This is a genomic window from Candidatus Hydrogenedentota bacterium, from assembly GCA_019695095.1.
Lineage (GTDB): Bacteria > Hydrogenedentota > Hydrogenedentia > Hydrogenedentales > SLHB01 > JAIBAQ01.
In genome coordinates, this window is record JAIBAQ010000182.1 from 1 (window position 1) to 11,842 (window position 11,842).

Annotated in this window: 13 protein-coding genes and 1 pseudogene; 7 read left to right on the plus strand and 7 right to left on the minus strand. The window is 56.5% G+C overall.

Annotated features, from left to right (window positions below; genetic code table 11):
• Both K1Y02_21270 and K1Y02_21275 read right to left on the minus strand, forming a co-directional pair.
• Nucleotides 1–1,082: metallophosphoesterase (locus K1Y02_21270; protein MBX7258908.1), on the minus strand; the 1,082-nt coding region annotated here is incomplete at its 3' end.
• A gap of 65 nt (nucleotides 1,083–1,147) precedes the next feature.
• Entirely contained in the window at nucleotides 1,148–1,750 is a 603-nt protein-coding gene (locus K1Y02_21275) for a class I SAM-dependent methyltransferase (protein MBX7258909.1), read from the minus strand.
• Nucleotides 1,751–1,994: 244 nt separating this feature from the next.
• Here K1Y02_21275 and K1Y02_21280 point away from each other — a divergent pair, with 244 nt between their 5' ends.
• Entirely contained in the window at nucleotides 1,995–2,699 is a 705-nt protein-coding gene (locus K1Y02_21280) for a lysoplasmalogenase (GenBank protein ID MBX7258910.1), read from the plus strand.
• A gap of 56 nt (nucleotides 2,700–2,755) precedes the next feature.
• Here the strand turns inward: K1Y02_21280 and K1Y02_21285 are convergent.
• From K1Y02_21285 to K1Y02_21295, 3 genes and pseudogenes are all read right to left on the minus strand, one after another.
• Nucleotides 2,756–2,848: pseudogene (locus K1Y02_21285) on the minus strand (histone H1).
• A gap of 143 nt (nucleotides 2,849–2,991) precedes the next feature.
• On the minus strand, nucleotides 2,992–3,891 hold the full coding sequence (locus K1Y02_21290; GenBank protein ID MBX7258911.1) for an SMP-30/gluconolactonase/LRE family protein: 900 nt from the start codon (nucleotides 3,889–3,891) through the stop codon (nucleotides 2,992–2,994).
• Between the two features lie 72 nt (nucleotides 3,892–3,963).
• Nucleotides 3,964–5,208, minus strand: coding sequence for an alpha/beta hydrolase family protein (locus K1Y02_21295; protein MBX7258912.1), 1,245 nt, complete (start codon nucleotides 5,206–5,208; stop codon nucleotides 3,964–3,966).
• 156 nt (nucleotides 5,209–5,364) lie between these two features.
• Between K1Y02_21295 and K1Y02_21300 the strand changes: the two genes are divergently transcribed.
• Complete coding sequence (locus K1Y02_21300) at nucleotides 5,365–6,330, plus strand: hypothetical protein (GenBank protein MBX7258913.1); 966 nt, start codon at nucleotides 5,365–5,367, stop codon at nucleotides 6,328–6,330.
• A 17-nt stretch (nucleotides 6,331–6,347) separates the two neighbouring features.
• Here K1Y02_21300 and K1Y02_21305 read toward each other — a convergent pair whose 3' ends face one another.
• Nucleotides 6,348–6,800, minus strand: a complete 453-nt coding sequence (locus K1Y02_21305) for a YaiI/YqxD family protein (GenBank protein MBX7258914.1) — start codon at nucleotides 6,798–6,800, stop codon at nucleotides 6,348–6,350.
• A gap of 285 nt (nucleotides 6,801–7,085) precedes the next feature.
• Here K1Y02_21305 and K1Y02_21310 point away from each other — a divergent pair, with 285 nt between their 5' ends.
• From K1Y02_21310 to K1Y02_21330, 5 genes are all read left to right on the plus strand, one after another.
• Nucleotides 7,086–7,961, plus strand: a complete 876-nt coding sequence (locus K1Y02_21310; protein ID MBX7258915.1) for an HDOD domain-containing protein — start codon at nucleotides 7,086–7,088, stop codon at nucleotides 7,959–7,961.
• A 202-nt stretch (nucleotides 7,962–8,163) separates the two neighbouring features.
• Entirely contained in the window at nucleotides 8,164–9,036 is an 873-nt protein-coding gene (locus K1Y02_21315; GenBank protein ID MBX7258916.1) for a ThuA domain-containing protein, read from the plus strand.
• 114 nt (nucleotides 9,037–9,150) lie between these two features.
• Nucleotides 9,151–9,780 carry an ankyrin repeat domain-containing protein gene (locus tag K1Y02_21320; GenBank protein MBX7258917.1) on the plus strand — a complete coding sequence of 210 codons (630 nt, stop codon included), beginning with the start codon at nucleotides 9,151–9,153 and terminating at the stop codon, nucleotides 9,778–9,780.
• Between the two features lie 27 nt (nucleotides 9,781–9,807).
• On the plus strand, nucleotides 9,808–10,239 hold the full coding sequence (locus K1Y02_21325; GenBank protein MBX7258918.1) for a nuclear transport factor 2 family protein: 432 nt from the start codon (nucleotides 9,808–9,810) through the stop codon (nucleotides 10,237–10,239).
• A 14-nt stretch (nucleotides 10,240–10,253) separates the two neighbouring features.
• The gene (locus K1Y02_21330; protein MBX7258919.1) at nucleotides 10,254–11,153 is read left to right on the plus strand and encodes a TIGR01777 family oxidoreductase; all 900 of its coding nucleotides are present in this window, start codon (nucleotides 10,254–10,256) and stop codon (nucleotides 11,151–11,153) included.
• A gap of 225 nt (nucleotides 11,154–11,378) precedes the next feature.
• Here K1Y02_21330 and K1Y02_21335 read toward each other — a convergent pair whose 3' ends face one another.
• Nucleotides 11,379–11,642: a carboxylesterase family protein gene (locus K1Y02_21335; protein MBX7258920.1), complete on the minus strand. Its 264-nt coding sequence runs from the start codon at nucleotides 11,640–11,642 to the stop codon at nucleotides 11,379–11,381.
• Nucleotides 11,643–11,842: the final 200 nt, after the last annotated feature.

The following is an 11,842-nucleotide window of genomic DNA, read 5'->3' on the forward strand; positions in this document are numbered from 1 at the left end:
TTCTTGCACTGATATACCGTATACGTTGGCTTGGCCATCGTTGCTTTGTCGTCGGAAACCGCTGTCCACCAGTCCGGATAATTGCCCCCAATGTCTCCGCCGTTTACCAAATAGTGAACCCCGTTGCGGTCATCACGCTTGTTTTCACGCAGCGGATAGTGCCGTTCGTAGATGTGCGTATGCCCCGCCATGTGCGCGGTCACGTGATGCTTATCCAAAATGCGACGAATATATGCCATGCTTTCGCCGGGTTCCTTGCGATTGTCAGTCGGCCCCGCGTATCCGGTGCAATACACCGGAAAATGCTGCGTCACAAACGTGTACCGCGAAGACACGCCGCTCAAATGCTGATCCAGCCACTGCGCGGTGTCTTTCACGTGATTGAGCATGGTCTGTTCCCAGGAAAGCAGCACCACGTGAACGTTTCCCCAATCGAATGCGGCATACGGCTCCGACCCACCGGGCATTTCGTGGTATTTGCCAAACCAGTCGTTGTCCGTATCGTTAAGCATCGAGCCTTCGTGATTTCCCCGCGCTGTGGCAATCATGAACTTGCCGTTCAGGGCCGAGAATCGTTTGAAATGCTGAGGCCAGAGTTCATACTGATGTCCGTTCCCAACGAGGTCTCCATTGATGACGAAGAATTCAGGGTTCCAGCGGAGTATCTCATTGATGAAATCGGTCTCCTGAACACGTTCGTCCCAACGTCGTGTATCGCCGAAGATGATGAACGTCACCTCACGATCGTTGTTGGCGCCGGGGGATGTCTTGAACGAATTGACGTATTCTTCTTCGCCGGCGCGAACGCGATACGAGTAGGACGTATCCGGTTTAAGGCCGGTGATTCGAACTCGCCGGATCTCTTCGTCTGCACTGACGGTCGCTTTGCCGTCAAATGATCCTTCAACGCCGTATTCGACTTCCGCGGGACCTTTCTCGTGTGTCTGCCAGATGATTGTGACTCCGTCAGGAGCGACGTTCTGCAAATGTGGCTTCACGTAGAAGCTGTCGGCATATGCGTTAATTGTTAAGCCGAAACACACCACCAGCGTGGCCATGACAAATCGCATCGTTTTCATCACGCTCACCTATCTCCCTTTGGTTCACAACCACGATAACCTTGGAACTGTTGTTCACAGTCAGGACTTCAGTTGATTCGCTCGGCAGTACCCGCCAGCCAGTAGTTGCCCAGATGTCTCTGCGGTGGCATGGGACGCAACCCCGCGCCGGTGAGCGCGTCATAAAACGCCTCTGCCTTGAACCAGCCCTCTCGTGGATGGTCCAACAGCCGTAACACCACTGGATTCGCTACGAACCGTTCGAGGTATTCTTCGTAAACCAAAATTCCGCCAGGCCGAAGTACGCGCGCAATCTCGCTGACGGCCAAGCGCCATCCCGGCATATGATGCAGAATTGCAAATTCGACGATGACGTCGAACTGCTCGTTTGCGAACGGGAGCCGCTCTCCATCTCCAACGAACAGACAGGTTCCACCGATTCCGTGCGCCCGGTGGCGCTGCTTCGCGCGATTCAATTGGCGCGGGTCGTAGTCGAACGCGAATACCTTGTCGGCGCCGCAATCGCGTAGCAGCAGTTCCGTTCCAGATCCCTGGCCGCAGCCAATCTCCAAGACACGTTTGCCGGAGAGAGACACTGCATGGCGGGCCAGCAAATCCAGAGCTAGCTGGCGAAGCATCCACGTGCGTACCGGGTTGTTTACGAGCAACCGCTCGAGAGAGTTCATCTTCATGGAAGGGAACCGCTCACCGTGCCCTGAGCAATAATGACCTGGGTATACGGTGCCACAGCAGAATGGGGATTTCAACGCAAACCCCGCTGTTGAGGCGCGAGATGTCCAGCTTTTTGCGGGAACGGACACGGTCTCAAAATGTCCGGGCACTCCCCTTTTGCTTTCGGCTGTGCGCCAGTATACTCGCGAAATTGGGCCAACGAACGTTGTCTTTAGATCAAGATCTCACCAAATGGAGAGTGTCGTGTCGCGAAACTCTACCCTATTGTGGGCGCTTGCCCTTCTGACCGCCCTGAGTGCCGCCGGGGTTACTCTTGCCCTGAACGGTCAGTGGATCAGACTGCATTTTCCCAGCGTTTTGGCAGCCTCAACGTGTTTTGTGGCGCTTCCAATCGCGGGCGGGGCGCTGAGCACCGCTTACGGACGCTTTCTCGTTGCGGGACTTGTCGCATTCTGGGTGGGAGACGTACTCGGGGGACAGCATTATCTCCTGGGGATGGTCTTCTTTTGCATGGGGCACGCGGGGTTCATCTGTGCGTTTGCCGCGAGAGGAATTGAGCGAAAACGTATTCTTACAGCTCTGCCGCCCATGATTCTCGTAGTCGCAACGATACTCCGATGGCTGCTACCACACGTGAACCAACCCATTGACGTGTTTGCGGTCTGCACCTACAGCACCGTGATCGGCATCATGGTTTTGACGGCATTCGGAGCTTCGGGAGGAACTGCAGGAAAGCTCATCCTGACCGCGGCTTTGACGATCTTCGTCTCAGACATATTCGTAGCTCGCTGGCGCTATGTTAATCCCGAAGTCCTCAACGGGTACATCGTCTATCCCCTCTATTACGCGGCGTGCCTGCTTCTCGGTTTCTCTGCATTGAGCGGGCGCCAGCGCAGACAAGACTTGCGATTGACCGCGAAAACAGACGAGCCTCAACCAACCTGTTAAGGCGGGTTCAGGCTCGGCTCTATCCCGCACGAACGCGGGCAATCTAATTGCTACTTCTTCTTGGCAGGCGCCTTCTTTGCAGCCGACTTTTTCTTAGCAGGAGCTTTCGGAGCAGCGGGCTTCTTCGCCATCTTGGTTCCACAGGCCATGACTCTCTCCTTTCCATTCCTTTATTGGGATCCCCTTGACCCCCGCAAGAATGTACGACTTGTGCTGAGGAAAAGACAAGATGCAAGTCTGCCGATGGGCAAGCGCGGAAGTCTCGTCTAAGCACCGATGGTCCGGGCTACCTCTACTGGCTTCCTACGCCCTTCGTGCGCAACTTAATCCGAAAAAGAGCCGTGCTGGCCGTGATGAACAGCTCGTTGCGGTCTTTGCCGCCAAAGCAGACGTTCGCGGTCCACGGCGCATCGACAGGAATGTGTGCGATCTGCTTACCCGAGGAGTCGAATACGAAGACGCCATCGCCGGTCAGGTAGACGTTTCCTTCATTGTCGATGGTCATACCGTCGGAACCCATTTCGCAAAAGAGTCTCCGATCGGTAAGCGTTCCGTCGGATTGAATGGTGTACGAGTAGGTCTTTTTATCGCCGATATCCGCAACGTAGAGCGTCTTGCCATCGGGTGTGCCTATGAGGCCGTTCGGCTGCTTCAAGTCATCGGCGACGCGCGTTATCTTCTTCGTCTTGGCGTCAAGACGATAGACCGCTTCGCAGTCCTGCTCCGACGGGCCTCGCTGCCAGTAGTCGCGTTTGTAGAAGGGGTCGCTGAAGTAGGCGGAACCATCGGGAGCTACCCACACGTCGTTGGGTGCGTTCAGCAATTTGCCATGAAACTTCTCGTACACGACATTGGTCTTGTCTTTTACATCTATGCGCCAGAGTTGGTTCTTGTCGTCGGCACACGCCCACAAGTAACCGTCCTTGTCGAAGCACAATCCGTTCGAACGGCCACAAGGCTCCATGAACGTGGAAAGCTTGCCTTCCACACTCCAGATATGAATGCGGTTGTTGGGCTGATCGGTGAAATACACGTTACCGGCCGCATCGGACGCGGGGCCTTCCGTGAACGCGAAGCCGTCGGATAGCTTCTCGATAGCGTGTCCCTCAGCGATGACGCTCTCGGCAGCGAATGCCGGTACCGAAACTGCAAAAAGGACTGCGACGGCACATAAACGAATGGACGTACTCATGTCCTGTCTCCCAGGTTGCTGCTTAATCGGGCACAGCATAGCACGGATTCGCCTTTCGGGCGGAGGCTTGTGCTACGCGAGAACCTGCTGTAACCACGCGAAGGCCTTCTCCTGCATGTCGAGATTGAACTCATGTGGTCCGTCGAAGAAGACGCCTTCATAGTGATCGCGTTTCCCTGCTTTCTCGAAGATGCGCTCGATCTTCGCGACTGCATCCTGCGCGGCCTTCAATGGATACAGCATGTCCTGCAGGCCGTTGATGGTCATGAGGTGTCCGGGAAGGTGCAATCCGGCCAGATCCGGCCAATCAAGGTCGCCGTACAGCCCGGGAACCAGTTTCGTGAACCCAATTCCGTTGCGAACGTTGTTGCGAAGCATCTGCGAGTACTCCGCCGTCCAACACACCGATACGGAAGCACGGACCGCTTCGTGGAGCGCGCCGAGGAAGATGGAGCGCACGCACCCCAGGCTCAAACCTATGCAGCCGACTCGCTTGGCATCGACTTCCGGTCGTGTCAAGAAGTAATCGGTGACGCGGATGTCATCCCACATGTTGATACCGGACCACGTGACGCCCGCGGCAAGCGCGGTTCGCGCGACGAGTTCCTCGTGCGCCCACGACCGTGCGTTAAATTCCTGAATATCCTTCTGCGTAACGTCCATCGTCCGATTCGCGATCCGTTCGGGGTCGGCGTCGAAATAGAGTCCACGTTCACCCCAATGCATCATGTCGGAAACAATGACGGCGTAGCCGCGCCGTGCCAATTCATCCGCAAGCCCGCGGCCTCCGTAGTAGGTGCGTTTGAATTCCGTCAACGCCGGATGCTCCGGTGCAACGTCAATCAGCTTCTCCTTGCCCCAGATATAGAATCCGCCGTGATCGTGCAGCGCAACCATTGCCGGCGCCGGCTTGTCGAGGTTCTTGGGAATGAGGACATATACGGGGATGCGAATATGGGGCGTCGTATTGATCAGCACGCGCTCGCGCACGTGCGTTTCGCAATCGACGGTCTCCACCAATTCCGGCTTCGGGTCACACGGTTCCGGACGGTAGTGAAAGTCCGCGAGAAGGGTCGCGCGCGCCTCCTTGGACCAAGCGCCGATGTCCTTGTATTTGTCCTCCAGAAAGCTCATGGCTGGACGTGACGGCGTCGAAAGCTTCTCAAAGAAAGGCCAATGCGTTCCAAGATCGGGAAGCGGCGCACTCTGTGTGCCCGGAAGCGGATCGACGTGCGGCGGTTCGGCGGCGTGGGAGGCTCCGGTTAGCGCGGCGGTGGTTCCAACTGACGTCATGGTGATGAATTCCCGTCGGTTCATGTTCAATGATTCCTTGTTTTGTTCCCCTTAGCCATTGATCCATATCCCACTCGCCTCAAATGGCAATTCGGGAATAGATGCCGGGGTGGCGAAACCCACGGCATTCAAAAGGGATAATACAACACGTCGGCAGAAAAGGGGTGGAAGGAAAAAGCGATGAAGACAGAATTGACGACTTGCCAGCGCGGCTCGCAACTGCGCGCACTCGCAGTCCTGGGATTCGTTTGCATTCTCGCGGTGACCGCCGGAGCTCAGGCCGTTCCGCTGAAGGCGGTCCCGGATACCGTGTCGTTTTCGAGCATGGACGATACGGCGACGATACAGGTGATGTCCGGCGACGTGCCGTTGGCAGCGGAAGCGGTTAAGAACGCACGGATTATGATTGACAACCGCGACTATTCGGAACAGTTCATCATCACTCGCTCCAAGTCCGGTCCGGCGAGCATCACGATCAAACCAAACCCTCAAACGGCGCAGGTAGGCGGGTTCACTCTTCGCATTGGGACCGCCTCGGGCGAAGTCACGGCTGCCGTATTGACGCCCTTCGACAAGCTGCCCGGCATGCTGGAGAATCAGGCGAAAGCGCAGGGGCTTACGGTCGATCAACTCAAGGCTAAACTGGGCATGACGCAAGCCTTTGGTCGTAATACGCTTTCCATTACGCTTCCCGAATTCGTCTATGAAGGGTACGCCTTCAACGTGTCGCTCGAGAACGGGTCGGACAACGAATTCACGTGGACCGTCGATGGCTCCGTCGCGCTTCAAGGCCCGGGCAAGAGCGAGCTGTCCCACGTGTTCGAGAAGTCCGGCGACCATGTTCTATCTGTCGTGGAAAAGAAGGGTTCAGGAATTGTGGCCTCGTGGGAAGGCGTGCTTAAGGTGGTTGCGCAAGCGCCCCTCGAGTGGACCGTTCCCGCCAAGACGCAGATAACTGTTCCCGGCCCGGAGGGCTTCAAGAAGTACACGTGGCGCGTTGATGGCAAAGAAGTGTCCAGCGACCGTGTGCTCAAATACTCGTTCGCGGCAAGAGGCACATCGACCATAGAGTGTATGGCGGAACAGCCCGATCAGGGAAATCCAAATGAATTCAGGCGTCTAAAGTGGTCGACGACGGTGAAGTAACGCGGCGGGACAGCGTGTCACGTTGCCCGCAGGCACGCATGCACCATCACGTCGAGTTGCTGGAGGAATCGCGAACGGTCCGCTTTCGAGAAGGGCGCAGGCCCACCGGTATTAACGCCCGATTCGCGTAGGTGCGCCATAATTTCCCGCGTTGCCAGGACCTCACCGATTGAAGCCTCCGTGAACGGGTGGCCTTTCGGTCCGAGAACGGCAGCGCCCTTCTTCAGGCAACGCGACGCCAACGGAATATCGGCAGTGATAACGATGTCGTTCGGCTGCGCGTGCTCGACGATCCAGTCGTCGGCGGCATCAAATCCGTCATCCACAACCACCAGTGATAACCAGTCTGCCTGCGGCGCGCGCATCCAGGAGTTGGCCACCAAGGTGACGCTAAGTCCGTGCCGCTGCGCGACGCGATTCACCTCGTCCTTAACAGGACAACCGTCGGCGTCGACGTAGATCTGGACCATTGTCCGGTTTCCCTTTCGCTAATTCTGATAAAACGGCAAGAACTGAAAACTCGAGTGCTGTCTCATTCCGTATCGTCCTGCAAACTCACACCGAGTACACGTCGTGGGACTACGATGTCGCATTTCCGCTGTGTGTCGTGCGGCAAGATTCTCTGTATACGCCGAGTAGAGTCATGTCAACCGAAATTGCGTTGACAGAAAAACAAATGACTCCTATACTTGCTATTGCGAGGGAGGCTGCCGACGCTGACATGGACGCCCAACATCATCGGGGAGGCGAAGTCCATGTTTCAAGAATGCGTGTCCGATGTACGTGGTAGAGTATGGTCGCTTGAACACGTAGCGACACTTCCATCCACCCTGGTGCGAATCCTGTCTATCATTCAGGACGAATCGACCACTGCACTCGATCTCGCCGACGAGATCTCTCATGATCCCGCCCTCGCGTTGAAGGTATTGGGGGCCGTCAACTCGAGCTACTACGGATTTCACCGTCAAATCAGCACCATTTCAGATGCCGTCGTCATTCTCGGTTTTGAAGAAGTCGAACGATTGTCGCTGGCCATCTCGGTAATCAACATCTTCGATCGCGACCGCGACAATTCGCGCGCGTTGCACATGTTGTGGCGGCACAGCATGGCGTGCTCGGTGGCGGCATCCGGAATCGAAGCCCATTACCGGACGCGCAAACCCGGCGTGAACGGCGCGCACGTTGCGGCGCTGCTTCACGATATTGGCAAGGCTGTCATTGTTCAGTATTTCCCCGAAGCCGTAAGGCCGATCCTGCGACTGGTTCAAGAGGACGGTCTACCGGTATGCGAGGCGGAGCGGGAGATCCTTGAGGGATGTACGCATTGCGATATCGGCGCGTGGATAGCCGATCGGTGGGGACTCCCGCCCTGCCTCGTCGAAGCCATTGCCATGCATCACGCGCCCGAACTTGTTCCACCCGATCACTTGCTGACGCATATCACGCATGCCGCGAACACCATGTGCAATATCGCGGGCATACGCTCTTTGAACGTCAACACGGCGAGTGAGATGGATCCGCGTACGGCGACCATATTGCCGATAGACGAGATGCTCCAAAACCACATCATTGCGCGCTTGGAGCGCCAGCGTGGCCTAATCAGCGCAATGGCAGCGGGAAGCGTGTACTGACTTGCGCGGTTCACCCCGTCCACCGATTCCCGGGGTAGGAGAAAGACCTGCCTCGCCTGCTTGCGCAACCCCAAACCCTTTCACAAGCACGCATCTTGAAAGAAACGCGCCCTGTCGCTAGGCTTTAGGGATAACCGCGCCGACCGGGGGCACTGCAATGCGGGATCGTCGCCTCCTAAGAGTGCGTTCAAAGGAGCCTCAGATGAGTACACGAATTGTCGTTTCGAGCATGATGTGTTTGTTTGCAGTGTCATTGGTCGCGGGGTGTGCCAGTGTTGGAAATGCTGCTGAGCCGGGCGCCAAGGGCAAGGTGCTGGTCCTGAGTAAGTCGGCAGGCTTCGAGCACAGCGTGATCAAATACAACGATCAGAACGTGAGTCATGTCGATACCGTGTTGAAGCCTCTCTTTGAAGGCATGGGCATGACCTATGAATCCACGAAGGACGCGAGCAAGATCAACGCGGAAAACCTCAAGAACTACAAACTGGTCATCTTCTATACCACGGGCGATCTAACTCAGGCAGGAACAGACGGCCAACCCCCGATGGGTCCCAACGGCGTCGCGGATCTGCTGGCGTGGCTCAACAACGGCGGCTCGGTCATGGGCTTCCACAGTTCGACGGACTCGTTCCATACGCCCGAAAATGGCGAGGTAACGCCGTTCTTGAAGATGTTGGGCGGCGAGTTTAAGACGCACGGCAAGCAATTCGCCGGCACCCTCAAGGTAGTCGATCCGGATCACCCTGCAATGGCGCGCTTCCCCAAAGACTGGCAGATTCAGGACGAGTGGTACATGTTCATCAATCTCAATCAGAAGGACATGCACGTGCTCGCCTTGCTTGATCCGGGCGAGGAACGTAGCAAGCAGGAAATGTACAACGTGCCGTCGTATCCGATGATCTGGTGCAGCCAGTATGGAAACGGCCGCGTATACTTCAATGGGATGGGTCACCGCGAAGATGTATGGACGAATCCCGATTTCATAAAGGTCATCGAAGATGCGGCCAAGTGGACCATGGGCCAGGGTCCGGCGAAGAACGAGCCGAACTACGACAAGGTGGTTCCCACGAAGTAAGTCACCTCACGTCCCAACTGAGTCTGAGTAATCGCGGCGCACGTCCAAGAGATGTGCGCCGTGTTTAGTTTTGCCGCGGCCGTGCTAGAATGACAGAAGGAGAAGACAAGAAACATGAAAACACAACAGATTCGAACCGCATTCACAATGGTTGCATTCTGTTTGGTCGCGATGCTTGTCTCTTTGGGAACATTCCATGTTCTTTACGTGACCGATCATATTCCCATGACATCGGGTGAGCTTCGATCACTTGTGGAAGGCGGTCTCCGTTTTCACGACTCGGCGGATGTGCAGCGCGGTATTCGCAAGGGCGTTGACATCGTTGCCTTTACAGGGGCAACCCCGCATACATGCTTGTTGTGCCAAGTCGCGATTGCAGGAGACGTGGAAACAGTCAAGCTGCTTCGCGCGCACAGGGCGAATGAGACCTTCGAAAGATGTATGCAGCATCACAGAGACATTCTTGTTAATTGCATTCTGCGGGGCGAAACGGAGATGGCATCTGCGCTCATATACGGTGGAGCCGCGGACCAATCTCGCTGGCAAGGCAAATCGCCTCTGCACGTCGCAATCGAAAGCGGTCAACTCGATATCGTCCGCGCGATGCTGAAGCAGAGCGGGGGTGGCGACATCATCGATCCTACGTGGCTTGAATCGCTGAATGGCTCCGAACAGGGCGAGAAAATGCTTGGAATTCTGCATCGCTATGACGTGAAATTCTACCGGTACTATCCATATTGTTGAAAACGTAAACCAAGGGGAGAATTTCAGGTGAAGGCCGATCCAAGAACAGCAACCGAGGTAAGAGCAGCGCTCGATCGATTTGCCGCGATCTACGAACAGCGCGATGTGGAAAGTCTCCTTGCCATGCTGATTCCGGACCCAGACGTCACCGTACTGGGGTCGGGTCCGGATGAACGGCGCATCGGACTTACCCAAGTGCGCGAGCAAGTTGAGCGAGATTGGCAACAATCCGACGCAGCTTCCGTTGAGTACGGTTGGATGCAGATCTCGGCATGTGGATCCGTGGCATGGGTTGCCAGCGACGTAACGTTTTCTGCGACAATCGACGGTGAAACCGAGCAGTTCACCGGTCGCTTGACGGTCGTGTTAGAAAAGCGTGAAGAGACTTGGCTGATCGCTCAGTGGCATTTCGCCATTCCCCCCGCGGCGCAAGAAATCGGGAAGAGTTTCCCGGCGTAGCAGCGAGGGTTCACATGCGAATCATCTTGTCTGGGTCGTCAGGGCTGATAGGGTCGGCACTCGTTTCGTCGCTTCAATCCGCTGGAAACGACGTTATCCGGTTTGTGCGCCGTGCCAGTTCCGATCCCGCGACAGAAATCGAATGGGATCCCGCCCGAGGGAGGATTGACATGTCCTCGCTGAACGGGGCGGATGCGATCATTCACCTGTCAGGCGAGAATGTAGCAGCCGGCCGCTGGACCTCAGCCCGTAAGGTGGCAATACGCGAAAGCCGTGTCCAGACCACTTCTTTCTTGGCGAGTGTGATTTCCCAGATGGAGCAACCGCCGAAGACATGGCTGTGCGCTTCTGCAATCGGGTACTACGGCGACACGCAGGACCGAGTCGTTACCGAGATCGACCAGCCGGGCAACGGATTCCTGGCGGATGTGTGTCGCGCATGGGAGAATGCAACCCGGCCGGCGGCGGACGCAGGAATCCGGGTAGTCAATCTGCGTTTTGGGGTCGTCCTGTCCGATCGGGGGGGCGCTCTGGAAAAGATGCTGATGCCAATTCGGTTGGGTGTCGGTGGGGCTCTTGGTGACGGGCGGCAGTACGTGAGTTGGGTGGCGCTTGAAGATGCCATCGGGGGGATTTTGCATGTGCTGAACAGCAGGGACGTATCAGGCCCGGTGAACATAACCTCGCCGAATCCCGTGACGAACATGGAATTGACGAAAACGCTGGGGCGTGTACTCTCGCGTCCAACGGCATTGGCAGCGCCGGCATTTGCGCTGCGCCTGGCGCTGGGAGAAATGGCCGATGAGATGCTACTGACCGGAGCGCGCGCGTTGCCCGAACGCCTTCTGCAATCGGGCTATCGCTTTGCCTGGCCCGATCTGGAACCGGCGCTTCGGCACTTGTTGAAACAGTAGTGCTCGCGAGACCAGCATACCTCGGAAGCAACTACCCATGACCATCCCCGCGACTTGCATGGCAGCGGTCTTCGAAGGTCCGCGTCAGCCGATGGCATTAAAGGAATTCAAACGGCCTCAGTCCCTGCCCGATGGCGCCGCGCGTGGGTGTTCGCTGCGATACCATGAGAACCTGAGCAAATTCATGCTCAAGAGAACGGTTACTCAACACACGCAACTCCGTGGTTAAGGAGTTAGATTGTCCAGGAGAATCGCCTCGAAGAGATCCGCCTGCTCGCTGAGCAGGTGCGCACCCGCAACAATGTTCGCCCCCAATTCGAGATGCAAATCGGACGAAGTGTCGTAGTCCGGCCAAGTGGGATTACCGCCGCCGTTCGGATTGCCGGTCGTGGCTAAGTGTACCCAGTAGGCTTGTATAGTGTTTGACAAGTCTTGGTTCGCGGGCGTGAGCGCCGCCGTGAGAGAAGTTGCATTAGGGAAGTCCAGGATTCAGGCGAGAGCCGATCAGCCGAAACTAGTTATTGCCACCGTTCCTTGGTGGAGTCCAGTCTTCAATAAGTACCGCCCAGATCGAGATATCCCACCAGCGTTGTTTCATCCAGGCGCGGTTCTTAAACAGGCCTTCCTGGCGCATCCCAAGGCTCTTGCACAATTTGATGGATGCTTCATTTTCGGCGACGCACTCCGCG